The organism is Dickeya zeae NCPPB 2538 (assembly GCF_000406165.1).
GTDB lineage: Bacteria > Pseudomonadota > Gammaproteobacteria > Enterobacterales > Enterobacteriaceae > Dickeya > Dickeya zeae.
Genome location: NZ_CM001977.1, coordinates 1204744 through 1220723 on the forward strand (window position 1 = coordinate 1204744; position 15980 = coordinate 1220723).

Annotated in this window: 19 protein-coding genes, 1 pseudogene and 1 riboswitch; of the genes and pseudogenes, 4 read left to right on the forward strand and 16 right to left on the reverse strand. The window is 52.4% G+C overall.

Annotation, left to right across the window (positions count from 1 at the left end):
- From DZE2538_RS21200 to DZE2538_RS05390, 3 genes and pseudogenes are all read right to left on the reverse strand, one after another.
- Positions 1-132: pseudogene (locus DZE2538_RS21200) on the reverse strand (D-alanyl-D-alanine carboxypeptidase family protein); the annotation flags it as partial.
- Positions 129-1256 carry a succinyl-diaminopimelate desuccinylase gene (dapE, locus tag DZE2538_RS05385; protein WP_038915783.1) on the reverse strand — a complete coding sequence of 376 codons (1128 nt, stop codon included), beginning with the start codon at positions 1254-1256 and terminating at the stop codon, positions 129-131. The gene dapE and the pseudogene DZE2538_RS21200, both read right to left, overlap by 4 nt.
- Positions 1237-1620 carry an ArsC family reductase gene (locus DZE2538_RS05390; protein ID WP_038915784.1) on the reverse strand — a complete coding sequence of 128 codons (384 nt, stop codon included), beginning with the start codon at positions 1618-1620 and terminating at the stop codon, positions 1237-1239. Before DZE2538_RS05390 ends, dapE begins: the two co-directional genes overlap by 20 nt.
- A 229-nt stretch (positions 1621-1849) precedes the next feature.
- Here DZE2538_RS05390 and ypfM point away from each other — a divergent pair, with 229 nt between their 5' ends.
- On the forward strand, positions 1850-1909 hold the full coding sequence (gene ypfM, locus DZE2538_RS21435; protein WP_146214195.1) for a protein YpfM: 60 nt from the start codon (positions 1850-1852) through the stop codon (positions 1907-1909).
- A 726-nt stretch (positions 1910-2635) separates the two neighbouring features.
- Positions 2636-2845: a transcription antiterminator/RNA stability regulator CspE gene (gene cspE, locus DZE2538_RS05395; RefSeq protein ID WP_009113827.1), complete on the forward strand. Its 210-nt coding sequence runs from the start codon at positions 2636-2638 to the stop codon at positions 2843-2845.
- A 63-nt stretch (positions 2846-2908) separates the two neighbouring features.
- Here cspE and crcB read toward each other — a convergent pair whose 3' ends face one another.
- The gene (gene crcB, locus DZE2538_RS05400; RefSeq protein WP_012883850.1) at positions 2909-3292 is read right to left on the reverse strand and encodes a fluoride efflux transporter CrcB; all 384 of its coding nucleotides are present in this window, start codon (positions 3290-3292) and stop codon (positions 2909-2911) included.
- A gap of 65 nt (positions 3293-3357) precedes the next feature.
- A riboswitch (Fluoride riboswitch) is annotated at positions 3358-3419 on the reverse strand.
- An 84-nt stretch (positions 3420-3503) separates the two neighbouring features.
- On the opposite strand from crcB, the gene DZE2538_RS05405 reads away from it, so the two are divergent.
- Entirely contained in the window at positions 3504-4292 is a 789-nt protein-coding gene (locus DZE2538_RS05405; protein WP_038915785.1) for a deaminated glutathione amidase, read from the forward strand.
- Positions 4293-4453: 161 nt separating this feature from the next.
- On the forward strand, positions 4454-4663 hold the full coding sequence (gene tatE, locus DZE2538_RS05410; RefSeq protein ID WP_012770646.1) for a twin-arginine translocase subunit TatE: 210 nt from the start codon (positions 4454-4456) through the stop codon (positions 4661-4663).
- Positions 4664-4766: 103 nt separating this feature from the next.
- On the opposite strand, the gene lipA is transcribed toward tatE, so the two are convergent.
- The 12 genes from lipA to lptE form a co-directional block, all read right to left on the reverse strand.
- Positions 4767-5732, reverse strand: coding sequence for a lipoyl synthase (gene lipA, locus DZE2538_RS05415; RefSeq protein WP_038913421.1), 966 nt, complete (start codon positions 5730-5732; stop codon positions 4767-4769).
- A gap of 190 nt (positions 5733-5922) precedes the next feature.
- Positions 5923-6633: a lipoyl(octanoyl) transferase LipB gene (gene lipB / locus DZE2538_RS05420; protein ID WP_038915786.1), complete on the reverse strand. Its 711-nt coding sequence runs from the start codon at positions 6631-6633 to the stop codon at positions 5923-5925.
- A 110-nt stretch (positions 6634-6743) separates the two neighbouring features.
- Entirely contained in the window at positions 6744-7007 is a 264-nt protein-coding gene (gene ybeD / locus DZE2538_RS05425; protein WP_012883855.1) for a DUF493 family protein YbeD, read from the reverse strand.
- Between the two features lie 134 nt (positions 7008-7141).
- On the reverse strand, positions 7142-8353 hold the full coding sequence (gene dacA / locus DZE2538_RS05430) for a D-alanyl-D-alanine carboxypeptidase DacA (RefSeq protein WP_019844568.1): 1212 nt from the start codon (positions 8351-8353) through the stop codon (positions 7142-7144).
- 179 nt (positions 8354-8532) lie between these two features.
- Positions 8533-9684: an endolytic peptidoglycan transglycosylase RlpA gene (rlpA, locus tag DZE2538_RS05435; protein ID WP_023639217.1), complete on the reverse strand. Its 1152-nt coding sequence runs from the start codon at positions 9682-9684 to the stop codon at positions 8533-8535.
- A 9-nt stretch (positions 9685-9693) separates the two neighbouring features.
- Positions 9694-10806: a peptidoglycan glycosyltransferase MrdB gene (gene mrdB / locus DZE2538_RS05440; RefSeq protein WP_019844566.1), complete on the reverse strand. Its 1113-nt coding sequence runs from the start codon at positions 10804-10806 to the stop codon at positions 9694-9696.
- A 7-nt stretch (positions 10807-10813) separates the two neighbouring features.
- Entirely contained in the window at positions 10814-12724 is a 1911-nt protein-coding gene (gene mrdA / locus DZE2538_RS05445) for a peptidoglycan DD-transpeptidase MrdA (protein WP_019844565.1), read from the reverse strand.
- Between the two features lie 36 nt (positions 12725-12760).
- Positions 12761-13231, reverse strand: coding sequence for a 23S rRNA (pseudouridine(1915)-N(3))-methyltransferase RlmH (gene rlmH / locus DZE2538_RS05450; RefSeq protein WP_012883860.1), 471 nt, complete (start codon positions 13229-13231; stop codon positions 12761-12763).
- Between the two features lies 1 nt (position 13232).
- A complete protein-coding gene (gene rsfS, locus DZE2538_RS05455; protein WP_019844564.1) occupies positions 13233-13550 on the reverse strand; it encodes a ribosome silencing factor in 318 nt (105 codons plus the stop codon).
- Positions 13551-13720: 170 nt separating this feature from the next.
- On the reverse strand, positions 13721-14395 hold the full coding sequence (gene nadD, locus DZE2538_RS05460; protein WP_080638954.1) for a nicotinate-nucleotide adenylyltransferase: 675 nt from the start codon (positions 14393-14395) through the stop codon (positions 13721-13723).
- Positions 14385-15416, reverse strand: a complete 1032-nt coding sequence (gene holA, locus DZE2538_RS05465) for a DNA polymerase III subunit delta (RefSeq protein ID WP_023639220.1) — start codon at positions 15414-15416, stop codon at positions 14385-14387. Before holA ends, nadD begins: the two co-directional genes overlap by 11 nt.
- Positions 15413-15967, reverse strand: coding sequence for an LPS assembly lipoprotein LptE (gene lptE, locus DZE2538_RS05470; protein ID WP_038915788.1), 555 nt, complete (start codon positions 15965-15967; stop codon positions 15413-15415). Before lptE ends, holA begins: the two co-directional genes overlap by 4 nt.
- Positions 15968-15980 lie beyond the last annotated feature (13 nt).

Consider the following 15980-nt stretch of genomic DNA (forward strand, 5'->3'; position numbering starts at 1 on the left):
GAATCCAGCTTGTTGTGCCGCCTGCTGCATGGCAGTAAACGCCGCGACCGCTTCAGGTTGCAGACGATGTGAACCGCTCAACGTCACCAGATGGCGGTCGCTTTTGCCAGTCAGGCAGGCGGGGGACATCATGCGATCAATTGCTCCATAATACGTTGATACATGCGGCTGAGCAGTTGCAGGTCGGCAGCGCTAACGCACTCGTTCACTTTATGGATGGTGGCGTTGACCGGCCCCAATTCAACCACCTGAGTGCCCATACGAGCAATAAATCGCCCGTCTGACGTTCCGCCGGTAGTCAGGAGTTGCGGCGTGATTTCGCTGTAGTGTTCCACCGCGTTGACGACGGCATCGACCAATTCGCCGCGTCCGGTCAGGAATGGGTGACCAGATAACTGCCATTCCAGCGTGTAATTAAGCTGGTGACTATCGAGCAGAGTCTTGACCTGCTCTTTAATCAGTTCATCGGTCAGCTCAGTGCTAAAGCGGAAATTGAACTGAACGAACAGTTCGCCGGGGATAACGTTATTGCTACCGGTACCGGCGTTAATATTGGCTATCTGCATGCTAGTAGGCGGGAAGAACTCATTGCCCTGATCCCAGACGGTCTCCACCAGCTCATTGAGTGCGGACATCGCCCGATGCACCGGGTTATCCGCCAGATGTGGGTAAGCAACATGCCCCTGAACACCGTGAACCCGCAGATTGGCGGTGATGGAGCCGCGTCGGCCATTTTTCACCACATCGCCAACACGTTCGGTACTGGATGGCTCGCCGACCAGGCAATAGTCCAACCGTTCCTGACGCGCCATCAATGCTTCGACCACCTTGACGGTACCGTTAACGGCACTGGCTTCTTCGTCAGAGGTGATGAGAAACGCCAGCCGCCCCTGATGATTAGGATGCGCAGCAACGAAACGTTCTGCTGCCACCACCATGGCGGCCAGCGAGCCTTTCATGTCTGCCGCACCGCGCCCAAACAACATGCCATCGCGAATGGTGGGTTCAAAGGGGGGGGTCTGCCACTGGCTTTGGTTGCCAACCGGTACCACATCAGTGTGACCGGCAAATGCCAGTGTCTTTCCCTGGCCTCGCCAGGCCCAGAAATTCTGGGTATCACCGAAATCCATTGCTTCAATAATAAAGCCGATAGCTTTCAGACGCTCAATCATCAGTGCCTGACAGCCCGCGTCATCGGGGCTGAGGGACGGGCGTTTAATGAGTTGCTGGGCCAGTTCAATTACCGGGCAAGACATGTGCGGTATTCTCCGTAAAAAAGTGCTGATAGCTGTCGTCACTAAAACCAAGCAGGGTTTTCCCATCATCGGTTACCAGTAACGGGCGTTTTATCAACGCCGGTTGCTCCAGCATAACAGCTTTTGCCGCCACGTCGTTGTTGATGCTGTTACGATAGGCTTCGTCCAGCTTACGCCAGGTGGTGCCGCGGGTGTTGAGCAACGGCTGCCAGCCGATGTCATCTATAAATGATTGCAGACGCTCTGCGGTTAACCCGTCTGCCCGGTAGTCGTGGAAGCGATAGTCGATACGATGCTCTTCCAGCCAGCGACGGGCCTTCTTTATGGTGTCGCAGTTCTTGATTCCGTACAGGATGATAGCCATATATTTAAAACTCGTTATTTTTCATGTTATAAGGCGAAAAAGCATACCGCATAACGATGAAATACGGCAGAGTATTAAAATTATCTTAAGAAATCATAGGGTTGGAATTAACGAAAAGTTGCGGAAATGCGAAAGAGAGCACATTTCTGCGCCCCAAAGTCTTTATCTTGGTCAAAAAAGAAGCGTATAATAACCCCGTAAGACCACAAAGCCTTAAGGAGCTACCAACATGATCGAAATCGAACTCAACAACTGGAAAAGCTTCATCGACGCAATGCTGCGTAAGTAATTGCTGATGTATTTAGACTAGTACAATTTTATTTACTGTCATTAGTTACCAGGACCCATATTGAGTGTCACCAAAGCAGCAACCCACGGGTTGCTGCTTTTTTTATGTGACTGACAGCGCTTTTAATGAGCTGATTTATAAAAATTAATTTTCGCTTAAGGTGGTTGTGTTATCCATAAAATCCCCCGTTTTACCTCATTTTTCTCTTTTCATTTTTGTGATCTATGTCGCTAATTTTCGCTCATGTTTTTCAGATTTCTGCCGCCGGTAGCGAAGGGTAAATGAGGAAGCCTGAGTAAATAAAAGAGGCTATTATTTGCATTTGTCGTTCCCCATATCGGTGAGCCACGTCGATCGAGGATTAAGGTGGTAAAGGCATAAGGTGATAACGGTATCCGCAGGCAAAGATAAATGGGTTGGGTGACGCCAGAGTCGTAGTGAATGTGATCCCGGTTCAGGCCATCGGCATCTCAGTTTATCGCCCCGGAGTTTGCGATGGCCGCGGTGCTAGTAAAATGTACTAATAAAAAGAGAGTGGCCACCCACGCATAAGATGCCAAATAATGGCGTTGCGACTGGTAAATCTGTGGGGTGAATGGAGCCAGTTCGCTTTTTTATCATGTTTTATCACTTTTTGGTGATGTTCGGCTGGACAAATGCGCCGCTACTTGCTGTACTGTATTTGACACAGATTTTGTGTCGTTCATTCATGTAAAGGTAAGTTTGATGTCTAAGATTAAAGGTAGCGTTAAGTGGTTTAATGAGTCCAAAGGATTCGGTTTCATTACTCCGGAAGATGGCAGCAAGGACGTATTCGTTCACTTTTCTGCTATCCAGAGCAACGGTTTCAAAACCCTGGCTGAAGGTCAGCGCGTAGAGTTTGAAATCACCAGCGGCGCTAAAGGACCTTCTGCTGCTAACGTTATCGCTATTTAATTATACCGATTTCCTGAAAAACCCGCCTTATGGCGGGTTTTTATTTTGTATTTTACTCTTCTCTTAATGGGTGCTCAGCCAGCCCATCAGCGCAAATGCCAGTGCCGTCATCATCAGTGAACCAAGCAAATTAAGCAGCAGATTGAACAACGCCGCTGCCCATTCACCGCTTTGCAGTAAGGTCACCATTTCGTAGGAAAAGGTGGAAAACGTTGTCAGCCCACCGCAGAAACCGGTTGTGAGCAACAGTTTCCAGTGTGGCGGAAGATCAGGCTGGCGGATGAAATAGCTCATGCAGGCACCAATAATGAAGGCGCCTGACAGGTTTGCCAGCAGTGTGCCTGCTGGAATCTGAGGAAACAGGCTGTTAAACCGCACACTCAATTGCCAGCGTGCGACGCTGCCAATCCCACCGCCAAGAAAAATAGCAAGTAACGTACTGTACATAGTCACCTTTTCGTTCAGGGGTAAGTTAGACTACTCTCGAAAGGGCACGCGTGATGCCGATTGAGGGACGCGTAGACATCATCAGCCGGAAAGGCGGTTATGGAGGAATGTCATCTCCGTTACTGTCTGATAAAGTTTACCTATATGCCGATGTGTTTTGTAGCCGTGGTAGTTTTACCAAATGTATCCGCCTGTTATGAAGGAGCCTGATATGAAGGTGGCGCTTGGTCAATTTGCTGTTCAGCGTTTATGGCAGGACAATGCCCAGACCTGCATGACATTAATGGTACAGGCTGCCTCTGTCGGTGCTGATCTGCTGGTGTTGCCGGAGGCTGTTCTGGCGCGTGATAACGCGGACCCGGAATGGGGCGTCGGGTGTGCCCAACCGATAACTGGCCCTTTTGTTAGCCAGTTGCTAGCTGCGAGTCAGTCACTGGATATCAGCGTTGTGTTTACCTTGCATACCCCGGCGCCAGAAGGGAAGGTGCATAACACATTGCTGGTTATCCGGCGGGGAGAAGTCCTGGCTCATTACCATAAATTGCATTTGTACGATGCTTTCTCGGTTCAGGAATCTCGTCGGGTGACGCCGGGCAATGCGTTGCCTCCAGTGGTGGAGATAGCGGGAATGCGAGTTGGGCTGATGGTGTGCTACGACATTCGTTTTGCCGAGATGGCGCGTCAGTTGGCGATCAGCGGAGCTGATGTTCTGGTCGTCCCGGCGGCCTGGGTGAAAGGTCCGCACAAAGAAGCGCACTGGGAGTTACTGGCGCGAACTCGAGCGCTGGAAAATACCTGTTATCTGGTCGCGACCGGTGAGTGTGGCGACAGGAATATCGGCAATAGCATGGTGATAGACCCTATGGGGGTAGTGATTGCTCAGGCTGCTGAGCAACCGGAGTTGCTGTTGGCGGAATTGAACCTGGAGCGAATTCAAACCGTTCGTCGCCAGTTACCTGTGCTACATCACAATCGCTTTAAGCCACCTGTATTACGATAAGAGTAAGGCTTTCTTGGTCGGGTAAAAATATCGGGTATTGCGTTGCGTCTTACTTTGTTACAGATAGGCATTGCCTTATCCGGTATATCGATTTAAAAAGAGCATTATTAGTGCATTAAAGCGCGCTGGCTTTTCCAGCTCACATTATCAGGTAGGTATGTATGGAAGGTATCAGTATTGCCAAACTTTTAGTGATTGGCGCCTTGATTGTTCTGCTGTTTGGCACCAATAAATTGCGCAGTCTGGGCGGCGATCTGGGCGCGGCTATCAAAGGCTTCAAAAAAGCCATGAACGATGATCAGCCAGCGGCGAAATCTTCCGCTCAGGACGAACATCCAGCAGCTATCAGCGAAACGCGCCCGAAAGAATAAGCGCATCACTGACAGTATCAAAACGAAAAAGCGGAGGGGGTCACCCATCCGCTTTTTGTGTTGCTTGTGTTTTTGGTAAGGGAATATTGCAGGCAATAACCTGTTATTTCACTTCAATCCCTTTGGCCTGCAGGTCTGCATGGTAGGAAGAGCGGACAAACGGCCCACAGGCGGCATGGGTAAAGCCCATTGCCAGCGCTTCCGCTTTCATTTCTTCGAATTCTTCCGGTGGTACATAACGTTGTACCGGCAGGTGATGACGGCTTGGCTGAAGGTATTGTCCCAACGTGAGCATGGTTACACCGTGTCGACGCAAATCGCGCATCACATCCAGAATTTCGTCGTTGGTTTCACCCAAGCCCACCATCAGACCGGATTTGGTCGGAATGCTTGGATGCGACGCTTTGAATTTCTCCAGCAATTTTAGCGACCATTCATAATCGGCACCCGGACGAACCTGACGATAAAGACGCGGTACGTTTTCCAGATTATGGTTGAACACGTCTGGCGGGGTGGCAGTTAGGATATCCAGCGCCCGGTCCATACGGCCACGAAAATCCGGCACCAGTGTTTCGATTCTGATGGTTGGGTTTTTGCGGCGTATCGCACTGATACAGTCGGCAAAGTGCTGTGCACCGCCATCGCGCAGGTCATCACGGTCAACCGATGTGATGACCACATAACGTAATCCCATATCATGGATAGTTTGCGCCAGTTTTTCCGGCTCGTTGGCATCGGGCGTCAGCGGGCGGCCGTGGGCAACATCACAGAATGGGCAACGGCGGGTGCAGATAGCCCCGAGGATCATGAACGTGGCAGTACCGTGATTAAAGCACTCTGCCAGGTTAGGGCAGGAGGCTTCTTCGCAAACCGAGTGCAGACCATTGCGGCGCATGGCGTCCTTGATGCCCTGAATCCGGCTGGAGTCCGCAGGTAATTTTATCTTCATCCATTCTGGTTTGCGGAGCATTTCCTGACGCTCGGTAGCGACGGTCCGTACCGGGATCAGGGCCATTTTGTCTGCATCGCGGTATTTAACGCCACGTTCGATCTGAATCGGTTTACTCATGGTTGCGTAATTTCCAGTTCTGAATCGCTGTTATGAATTTATCTAAAATTCATTGGATTACGTGAGTGATTAAACTTTTTTTTAAAAAACTCACAAAATTATATCATCTTTGTCCTCTGACGCGCAGCCATAGAACAACAAAATGCAGAAACAATGTAAATAAACTGTAACTGAATGGTTTTGGGCGACGTTATTCTGCATGCAGCGGGTATGGTTCCCCTTGCTGTGACCAGTCCCAGTCCAGCCATTCCTGCTGTTGGTAGTCCAACTGTGCCATAAACGCGTTCACCATGACTGGTGCAGTGTCAGCTACCGTCGTACCGGGAACCAGTTCACTGAGCTGGGTCATGCTCATACCGGCATAGCCGCAAGGGTTGATACGCAGGAAAGGGGACAGATCCATCGCAATATTTAGCGCCAGACCATGAAACGAACAACCATGCCGGATACGCAATCCCAGTGAGCAAATTTTACGCTCGCCGACATAGACGCCGGGAGCATCCGCGCGGGCATGCGCTTCAACAGCATAATGCGCCAGCGTGTTGATAACGGTATTCTCGATAGCGGTTACTAACTGGCGTACGCCCACTTTACGTCTTTTGATATCAATCAGCACATACATCACCTGCTGGCCGGGGCCGTGATAGGTGACCTGACCACCGCGATCGCTTTGGATCACCGGAATATCAGCGGGCATCAGGACGTGCTCGGCTTTGCCTGCCTGACCTTGGGTAAAAACGGGCAGGTGCTGCACCAGCCATAACTCGTCGGCGCTGCGGCTGTCCCGCTGCTCGGTAAAGGTATGCATGGCCTGCGATACTGGTTCATAAGGCTGTATGCCTAATTGACGCACTATGATCGTGTTGCGTGCTGTGAGCGTATCCTGTTGCAAGAGTGTCATCGTCGGGTAAAGAAGGGATGAGCGTAATTATAGCGAGGGGCGACTTGAGCGAATAGCGCTTTCCTCGCTTGTCTCCGGATTAGGGAGACAAGGCAGGAGAATCGCGCTGGTTAGAGCACGACACGCACGATATCGATGTTACCCAGTTCTTCGTAGAGCGTTTCAACCTGCTCAATATGGGTTGCGGTGATGGTAATCGACACGGAGTGGTAGTTGCCCTTGGTACTGGGTTTGACCTGTGGGGTGTAGTCACCGGGAGCATGGCGTTGGACCACTTCCACAACCAGATCCACCAGCTCCGGTTTTGCCAATCCCATGACCTTGTAGGTAAATGAACATGGAAATTCAAGCAGTTCGTTGAGTTTGGTTTTCATGGTGACTCCAGAGTTATTCATTAGTACAAAAATTACCACTCCCGCCGAAGCGGGAGTGGATAAGTATGACCGAAAGCGGGCTGTCGATCCTTAAGTGAGCAACATAAGGGCGGTTGCTCAGGATTCAAGGGGGATCAACTAAACCAACGGTGGAACATCAGTTTGATGTAATCAAACAGACGACCGAAAATACCGCCTTCTTTGACTTCGTTCATGACGACCAGCGGGCGCTGATCAATGACCTTGCCGTCGAGCTGGAAGTTGATAGTCCCCACCACCTGGTTTTTAGCCAGTGGCGCATGCAGTTCTGAATTGGTCAGCACATAGCTGGCTTTCAGATCTTTCATGCGTCCACGCGGGATTGTGATGTAAGCATCTTTATCGACACCCAACGATACCCGGTCGCTATTACCGAACCATACCGGCTCAGACGCGAACTCTTTACCGGTTTTCAGTGGTGCGACGGTTTCAAAGAAGCGGAAACCCCAAGTGAGCAGTTTCTTGCTCTCTGTTTCGCGGCCTTTGTACGTCCGTCCACCCATCACCGCGGAAATCAGGCGCATCTGCCCTTCGGTTGCCGAGGCGACCAGGTTATATCCCGCTGATGCGGTATGGCCGGTTTTGATACCATCCACAGCCAGGCTGCTATCCCACAACAGACCATTGCGGTTCAACTGACGAATGTTGTTGAAGGTAAATTCTTTTTCTTTGTAGGTCGCGTATTCATCCGGTACATCACGGATCAATGCCTGACCAATCAGCGCCATATCACGGGCTGAACTGTACTGGCCTTCCGCATCCAGGCCGTGAACGGTTTTGAAGTTGGTATTCTGTAAACCCAATGCCTTGACGTAACCATTCATCAGGTTGACGAACGCATCCTGACTGCCAGCCACGTAATCCGCCATTGCTACACAGGCATCGTTGCCGGACTGCAAGATGATCCCTTTATTCAGCAGATAAACCGGTACACGATCGCCCGGTTTAAGGAACATCAGTGATGAACCCTGAAAATCGGGGTTACCGGTCGCCCAGGCGTCTTTACCAATCGTCACGACGTCGTTCGGCGTAATTTTCCCGGCTTTAATCGCCTGACCGATAACATAACTGGTCATCATCTTGGTCAGACTGGCCGGATTGCGGCGGGCGTCGGCGTTCTTTTCTGCCAGGACTTTACCCGAGTTGTAATCAATCAGGATGTACGCTTCGGCATCAATATCCGGGACGGCAGGGATCATGGTTTTCAGATTAATGTCGTCTGCGTAGGCGAAAGTGGATGCACTGATGGCGAGCAACGTGCCGAGCGCAATACGTTTGGTAAAACAAGACGTGATTACTGTTTTCATGATTGGAACAACAACATCCGTGGGTATAAGTTAAAAAACGAGCCACACTATAGCAGATGAAAATCGGGGCGGCACCAGACAATACGTTACGTGATTTTGCTGATCGCCATAGGTGGTATCGTTATCGCTTGTGTGGATAACGAAAGAGGGGATTAACCCCTCTTTCGAGTGTAAATGCGTTACTGTGCGCCAGATACGGTCGTGATAAATGACGGCTGTTGCGCTTCACTCGACAGGCGCTGCTGCAAATCAACAGCCTGTTGACGGTTCTGGAATGGGCCTAACTGGATGCGATACAAGCCGTTGCTCAGGGTCACCTTGCCGGGCACGCGAAAACGCTCGTTCAGGCTTTTCAGCCAGGTTTGCGCCCGTTGCTGATCGCTCAGCGCCCCGACCTGCACCACAATATTTCCAGAGCCTGCGGGCACGCTTGCCGATGATGATGCAAGGGATGACGTGGCGACAGAGGCTGCGCCGACAGCCGGTGTTGAGCGAACTGGCGCCGCGGTAGGAGTCGTTTCCGAGCCTTCCAGTACCCCACTGGGAAGCGGTTTTGGCGCGCCGAGGAAACCGCCCCCGGTTGCGGTACTGGCACGAGGAGCCAGCGTATCGGCAGCGCCCGTCATACCACCGGCGTTACTGGTAGCTGGTACCAGCGTAGCATTGCTGACCGGTCGTACGGCGGCGGCAGGCTGTGGCGCGCTTTCCATCATTGGCGTTCCCATACCGCTTGAACCCAGTGTGGGACGAGCCGGTAAAGCAAAGCTCTGCTTGGCGACGCGTGTACCGATGGTTCCCGGGCCGGAGAGTGTACCGTCCGGTGCTACGCTGATGAAGTCTACCTTCACCTTGGTATTATTGGATAGGTTAAGACGGTCGGCCGCCCCTTTAGTCAGGTCGATGATTCTGCCCGGTGTATAAGGCCCGCGATCGTTGATGCGAACTACCAGACGGCGGCCGTTGCTGAGGTTGGTCACGCGAACGTAACTGGGAATAGGCAGTGTTGGATGTGCCGCCGCCATCGCATTGACATCGAATTCTTCACCGGTCGCAGTGCGATTACCGACAGATTCTCTGTCGTGCCAGGTGGCAAACCCGCTTTCACTGAAGTTTTCCGGGTTTTTGACAATACGGTATGTTTTACCATTCATGCTGTAATCTTGCATGTTGGCAGGGTTATACGGTTCATAGCGCGGTTCGACACCGCCGATTTCTTCTACCGGGCCGTTGTATGCCGAGGCCTGCGGTGAGGGAGACTGCGGCTGTTCCGTGACGCTACAGCCAGCCAGAGCCAGGCTGAGCGCGCCAATCCAAACCCAATCCTTACGCATTGCTTACCCCTATAAATTCTTGGATAACATTTTGCGGTGAGTGTGTATCGACATGACGATACCGAATCCCGCCATCAAGACGACCAGCGCCGAACCGCCATAGCTGACCAACGGCAGCGGCACACCAACCACCGGCAGAATACCACTCACCATGCCGATGTTAACAAACACATAAACGAAAAAGATAAGCATCAGACCGCCGACCATCACCCGGCCGAAGGAGGTCTGCGCATTGGCGGCGATCACCAGACCACGCATGATCAGGAACAGATAAAGTGCCAGCAGAATTAGCACGCCTATCAAGCCGAGCTCTTCTGCCAGTACGGCGAAGATGAAGTCGGTGTGGCGTTCTGGCAGGAACTCTAACTGGGATTGGGTACCCTGTAACCAGCCTTTGCCGCTCAAGCCACCGGAACCTATTGCGATTTTCGACTGAATAATATGGTAGCCCGCACCCAGCGGGTCGGTTTCCGGGTCAAGCAGCATCATGATTCGGTCGCGCTGATAATCATGCATCAGGAAAAACCAGAGCACAGGAATGAACGCGGCCAGCAATAGGGCGGCAACTGCAATCAGCCGCCAGCTCATGCCTGCGAGAAACAGCACGAACAGACCCGATGCGCAAATCAGGATAGCGGTACCCAGGTCCGGCTGGGCGGCAACCAGTAGCGTGGGCACAAAGGTTAACGCCAGCGCGATAGCCGTGTTTTTTAGTGAAGGCGGACACATATCACGGTTGATATAGCGAGCCACCATCAGCGGTACCGCAATTTTAGCGATTTCAGATGGTTGGAAGCGCACCACACCGAGGTCGAGCCAGCGTTGCGCGCCTTTACTGATTTGGCCGAATACATCCACCAGCACCAACAGAATAAAGCAAAAAATGTACAGATAAGGCGCCCAGCTTTCATACACCCGTGGTGGAATCTGCGCCATGCCAATCATGACGACCAGTCCCAGCACGCACTGGGCAACTTTACGCTCCATCATACCAGGGTCTTGCCCGCTGGCGCTCCACATGACGAACAGGCTATAGCCCAGTAACGCCATTACACACAGAAGGAAAGGCAGATCAATGTGCATTTTGGTCCAGATTGAGCCTTTTTGTTGACTGTCTGTCATGGTGTCTCTACTCGGTTTCACTGCCCGGCGGCGACGGTGGCGCGTCCGGCAAGCTGGTATTGTTGTCGCCCAACATAATATGGTCGAGGATCTGACGCACAATGGTCCCGACGGCGGGGCCGGCGCCGCCGTTTTCCAGAATGATGGACATAGCGACTTTCGGATTGTTGTAAGGGGCGAAGGCAATCATCAGTTTGTGGTCACGTAGCCGCTCGGCAATCCGGTTGGCATTATAGGTTTCGTTTTCCTTCAGGCCGAATACCTGCGCCGTCCCTGACTTGACCGCAATTTTATACGGCGCGTCGGCAAAGTATTTATGCGCGGTACCATTCGGGCGGTTCGCCACGCCATACATACCGTCTTTGACGATTTCCCAATAACCGGAACGAATGTCACCAATCTGCTGGTGTTGTGGTTGACGGAATGGCACCTTCGTGTTGTTTTCCATCGTACTGCCAAGCAGGTGCGGTACTTGCACCTGACCATCATTAATCAGCGTCGTCAGCGCTTTCAGCATTTGAATCGGCGTAGCGGTCCAGTAACCCTGACCAATACCAACGGGGATAGTATCCCCTTGATACCACGGTTTCTTATAACGCTTCATTTTCCATTCACGCGTCGGCATGATGCCCGGACTTTCTTCCTTGTCGGACAAATCGATCCCCGTACGCTGGCCGTAACCGAATTTCGTCATCCATTCGGACAGGCGGTCGATCCCCATATCGTAAGCCACCTGATAGAAGAAGGTATCCGCAGATTCTTCAATGGATTTGGTCAGGTTCAGGCGACCATGCCCCCATTTTTTCCAGTCGCGAAACCGTTTTTCCGAACCGGGCAACTGCCACCAGCCCGGGTCGAATAGCGACGTGTACGGGGTAATGACATTGGCACTGAGCGCAGAAACCGCGATATAGGGCTTGACGGTTGAAGCCGGTGGGTAGACCCCTTGCGTCGCGCGGTTGATCAACGGGCGGTTGGGATCGTTCAGCAAGGCGTGATAGGTCTTACTGGAAATACCGTCTACGAACAGATTCGGGTCATAGCTGGGTGTGGAGACCATCGCCAGAATAGACGCGTCCTTCGGATCGGTGACCACCACAGCGGCACGACTGCCTTCCAGCAATTTTTCGATATAAAGCTGAAGGTTGAGATCCAGTGTCAGGTAGATATCTTTACCCGCTTGCGGAGGTTGCTCGTGCAACTGGCGGATGACGCGGCCGCGGTTATTGACTTCCACTTCCTCGTAACCTGGTTTGCCGTGCAGCACATCTTCGTAATAACGCTCAATGCCGAGTTTGCCGATATCGTGCGTGGCGGCGTAATCCGCAAGCCTGCCTTCCTGGTCCAGCCGTTCCAGATCTTTATCATTGATTTTGGAAACGTAGCCGATGACATGGGTGAGTGCGGAACCGTAAGGATAGTAGCGGCGCTGGTAGCCTTTGACTTCTATACCGGGAAACCGGTACTGGTTGACCGCGAAGCTCGCGACCTGCACTTCATTCAGTCCGGTTTTGACGGGAATGGAGGTGAAGCGGCGTGAGCGCTTGCGCTCTTTTCTGAAGTTATCAATGTCTTCATCGGTCAGGTCAACAATGGGCTTGAGTGCTTGTAGCGTCTCTTCCAGGTTGTTAACTTTTTCGGGAATCAGCTCTAACTGGTAAATGGTTCGGTTGAGCGCCAGTGGCGTACCGTTACGGTCGTAAATGATGCCACGGCTGGGGGCGATCGGTACCAGCTTGATACGGTTTTCATTTGAACGGGTACGGTAATCGTCAAAACGTACAATCTGCAGATGGTATAGGTTAGCGACCAGAATACCGCTTAGCAGCAAAATGCCCAGGAATGCGACCAGCGCCCGGCGTACAAACAAGGCCGCCTCAGCCGTATAGTCACGAAAGGGTTTACGTTCTATATTCATCCAGCGATTGCTACTTCACAGGGTTCATCATTCGCCTTACTCCCGATGGTAAGGATGATTGGTGGTAATGCTCCAGGCCCGGTACAGACTTTCTGCTACCAGCACACGCACCAGCGGATGAGGTAGCGTCAGCGGTGACAGCGACCAGCTTTGCTCCGCGGCGGCTTTGCATTGTGGTGCTAACCCTTCCGGGCCGCCGATCAGCAGACTGATATCGCGTCCGTCTTGTTTCCAGCGTTCCAGTTGTTGCGCTAACTGCGGCGTTTCCCAGCGTGAGCCGGGAATATCCAGCGTGACGATGCGGTTGCCTTTCCCTACAGCCGCTAGCATCAACTCACCTTCCCGCTCAAGGATCCGCTTGATATCCGCGTTTTTGCCGCGCTTACCCGCCGGGATTTCCACCAGCTCAAACGGCATATCTTTGGGAAACCGGCGAAGATAATCGGTAAAACCTGTCTGCACCCAGTCGGGCATCTTGGTGCCGACGGCGACCAGTTGCAGCTTCATATCAGCCCCAGAGCTTTTCCAGTTCGTACAGGTGACGGCTTTCTTCCTGCATCACATGAACGATCACCTCACCGAGGTCAACCACGACCCAATCGGCATCATTTTCCCCTTCGACGCCTAACGGCATCAGTCCGGCGGCGCGGGATTCCTGTACAACGTGATCGGCGATAGAACTGACATGGCGGCTGGATGTTCCGGTGCAAATCACCATGTAGTCAGTGATGCTGGATTTCCCTTTTACATTGAGCGCCACGATATCCTGACCTTTCAAATCGTCCAGTTTATCAATAACGAAATCTTGGAGTGCTTGGCCTTGCAAAGGTTCCCCCTTCGATAAGTGGTTAATCAGCCGGTTATGTCGGCCAGGCGATATTGGCGGATAACAGCCGTTTTCACCGAAGCCATAGGGCTACGACAGGAGGTTTTCCTGTGGCTGAAACCAGCGGCGGAGTATATCACGGCCTTATAGTGAGTGGTATCGACGTGTGGTTATCGATAGAGTCCGTGTGTGTCAATATACTTCAGCACGCTCTCGGGCAGCAGGTCATGGCAGTCGAGGCCATTTTGTCGACGCTGACGGATTTCTGTCGCTGAAATTGAGAGCAACGGCGTATGGGCAAGATAAATCAACCCGTGGCATTGACGGTGTAATTGTGCGGCATCCTGGGTTTGATGCCGTGTCAACCAGGCTTCCAGTTCGTCGGTATCCAACTGCTGGCGATAACCGGGGCGGGCACACACCAACAGGTGACAGTAATCCAAAATTTCCTGCCAGCGGTGCCAGTGGTGCAGCGTCAGCAGTGAGTCCTGCCCAATAATGAATGCCAGTGGCGTACTGGTGCCTTTCTCCGCTCGCAACGCTTCCAGTGTGTCAATCGTATAAGACGGTGTGGCGCGTTGTAACTCACGAGAGTCTACCAAAAACAGCGGATTACCCTGTACTGCCAGTTCTGCCATGATCTTACGCTGACTGGCGCTGGCTTCTGGCTGCTCGCGGTGCGGCGGCACATTATTGGGTAACAGAATGATGCGTTGAAGGCCGATTTCCTGCGCCAGTGCAGTAACCGGGCGCAGATGTCCGTAGTGAATCGGATCAAACGTACCGCCGAAATAGGCAGTCAGGGTAGGGATAGTGGGGGATGTCGGCAAATCGCTATACCTCAAGCAGGCTGTCAGGCAGTGCTTTACCACACAGAATCATCGACAGGGTTTCCAGTTCGTCCCAGACTGGCTGCCCATAATTCTGTTTCAGGGTGATCTCCAGTCGGCTCAGCAGGGTAATCGCCTGTTGTAATTGGGTCAACGACAGACGCTGTAACGCCTGTGTCAGTAGTGGCCGACGGTTTTGCCAGACTTTGTGCTGGTCAAGCAGCGTACGCAGCGGCGTATTTGTCATGTGCCGCTTTAACTGTAGCAGTAGCAACAACTCCCGTTGCACCGTGCGCAACAGGATGACCGGTTCGCAATCTTCCAGCCGTAGTTGCTGAAGAATGTGCCATGCCCGTTTGCTTTTGCCGCCGAGCAAGGCATCCAGCCAATGGAATGGCGTAAAGTGAGCGGCATCGTTGACGGCCTGCTCCACCCGAGGCAGCGTTAACTTGCCATCGGGGTAGAGCAGCGAGAGCCGTTCCAGCGCCTGTACCAACGCCAGCATATTTCCTTCATAGCAATAGCAAATCAGTTGGCTGGCGGCATCATCCAGCTCCAGCTTCATATTTCTGGCTCGCTGTGCCACCCAGCGAGGAAGCTGTTCCTGCTCGGGCGTCATACAGGGAACATATACCCCCTGCTGGGATAACGCTTTGAACCAGGCGCTGTTTTCCTGCGCTTTAGTCAGTTTGTTTCCTCTGACCATTAACAGAATATCCGGATGCAGTAGCGTGGAGAGTTTAACCAGTTGCTCACTGGCAGGGGCTCCGGGACCCGCATCCGGCAAAATCAGCAACAGGGTCTGACGGGATGCGAACAGGCTGAGTGCCTGACAGGTGGAAAAGATGGCATCCCAGTCGGTGTTGTTATCGATCGTGAAACTAAAATGTTCCAGAAAATCCTGCTGGCGGGCGACAGCACGAATATGGTCCTGACTTTCCTGCAGCAATAACGGTTCATTACCAAACAACAGATAACAGCCGCGCAGCCCCTCATGGAGCTGCGCGGTCAGTTGTTCGGGGTAGAGACGAATCATGGCTGAGCCGGAGTGACTGCGTGAGTCGCTGCTTTCTGAGCGCTTTTCGTGTTCTGGTTACCCTTGATGGTCAGCAGCTTGCGTACCAGTTGCTGAGCGGCCTGTTGACGCATTTCCTGAATAATAATGTCCTGCTCGGCGTCTTTAGCCAGCGCGGCCAGCGGGTTGTCAAAGAAAGAGCGGAAAACCGTTACGCTGAGAGGATAAATATCATCCCCTGGGATCAGCACCTGGGCCTTCAGCACCATGACAAACTGATATTCCGCTGTTTTCCCATCCTGGAAAATGGAAACCGTGTTGTGTGACAAGGTTTCCCCCATATAACGCAGCGATGGAATATCTTTGCGTTTGCTATCTTCCGTTACCTGAATATCGTTAAGGCGCAGCTGTTCACGAATAGCCCGAGTTGTTGGGCCATAGGGGTCGCCGCTGTCCAGGATCAGATTATGCAATTGCGTCGGTATTTGGGTGGTGCCGCGCAAATGAAAGCCGCAGCCGGCGGTCATTAAGACCACCAGCCCCAGCACCAGCGTTAAAAACGGGTGTCGCACAGTACCTCCTTGC

What these genes read in the sequence shown, in the direction of transcription:
- lipA (WP_038913421.1), bottom strand. Translation starts at nt 5,732, where the DNA reads ATGAGTAAACCGATTCAGATCGAACGTGGCGTTAAATACCGCGATGCA.
- crcB (WP_012883850.1), bottom strand. Translation starts at nt 3,292, where the DNA reads ATGTACAGTACGTTACTTGCTATTTTTCTTGGCGGTGGGATTGGCAGC.
- dacA (WP_019844568.1), bottom strand. Translation starts at nt 8,353, where the DNA reads ATGAAAACAGTAATCACGTCTTGTTTTACCAAACGTATTGCGCTCGGC.
- cspE (WP_009113827.1), top strand. Translation starts at nt 2,636, where the DNA reads ATGTCTAAGATTAAAGGTAGCGTTAAGTGGTTTAATGAGTCCAAAGGA.
- DZE2538_RS05390 (WP_038915784.1), bottom strand. Translation starts at nt 1,620, where the DNA reads ATGGCTATCATCCTGTACGGAATCAAGAACTGCGACACCATAAAGAAG.
- tatE (WP_012770646.1), top strand. Translation starts at nt 4,454, where the DNA reads ATGGAAGGTATCAGTATTGCCAAACTTTTAGTGATTGGCGCCTTGATT.
- lipB (WP_038915786.1), bottom strand. Translation starts at nt 6,633, where the DNA reads ATGACACTCTTGCAACAGGATACGCTCACAGCACGCAACACGATCATA.
- holA (WP_023639220.1), bottom strand. Translation starts at nt 15,416, where the DNA reads ATGATTCGTCTCTACCCCGAACAACTGACCGCGCAGCTCCATGAGGGG.
- dapE (WP_038915783.1), bottom strand. Translation starts at nt 1,256, where the DNA reads ATGTCTTGCCCGGTAATTGAACTGGCCCAGCAACTCATTAAACGCCCG.
- DZE2538_RS05405 (WP_038915785.1), top strand. Translation starts at nt 3,504, where the DNA reads ATGAAGGTGGCGCTTGGTCAATTTGCTGTTCAGCGTTTATGGCAGGAC.
- mrdB (WP_019844566.1), bottom strand. Translation starts at nt 10,806, where the DNA reads ATGACAGACAGTCAACAAAAAGGCTCAATCTGGACCAAAATGCACATT.
- mrdA (WP_019844565.1), bottom strand. Translation starts at nt 12,724, where the DNA reads ATGAATATAGAACGTAAACCCTTTCGTGACTATACGGCTGAGGCGGCC.
- ybeD (WP_012883855.1), bottom strand. Translation starts at nt 7,007, where the DNA reads ATGAAAACCAAACTCAACGAACTGCTTGAATTTCCATGTTCATTTACC.
- rlpA (WP_023639217.1), bottom strand. Translation starts at nt 9,684, where the DNA reads ATGCGTAAGGATTGGGTTTGGATTGGCGCGCTCAGCCTGGCTCTGGCT.
- rlmH (WP_012883860.1), bottom strand. Translation starts at nt 13,231, where the DNA reads ATGAAGCTGCAACTGGTCGCCGTCGGCACCAAGATGCCCGACTGGGTG.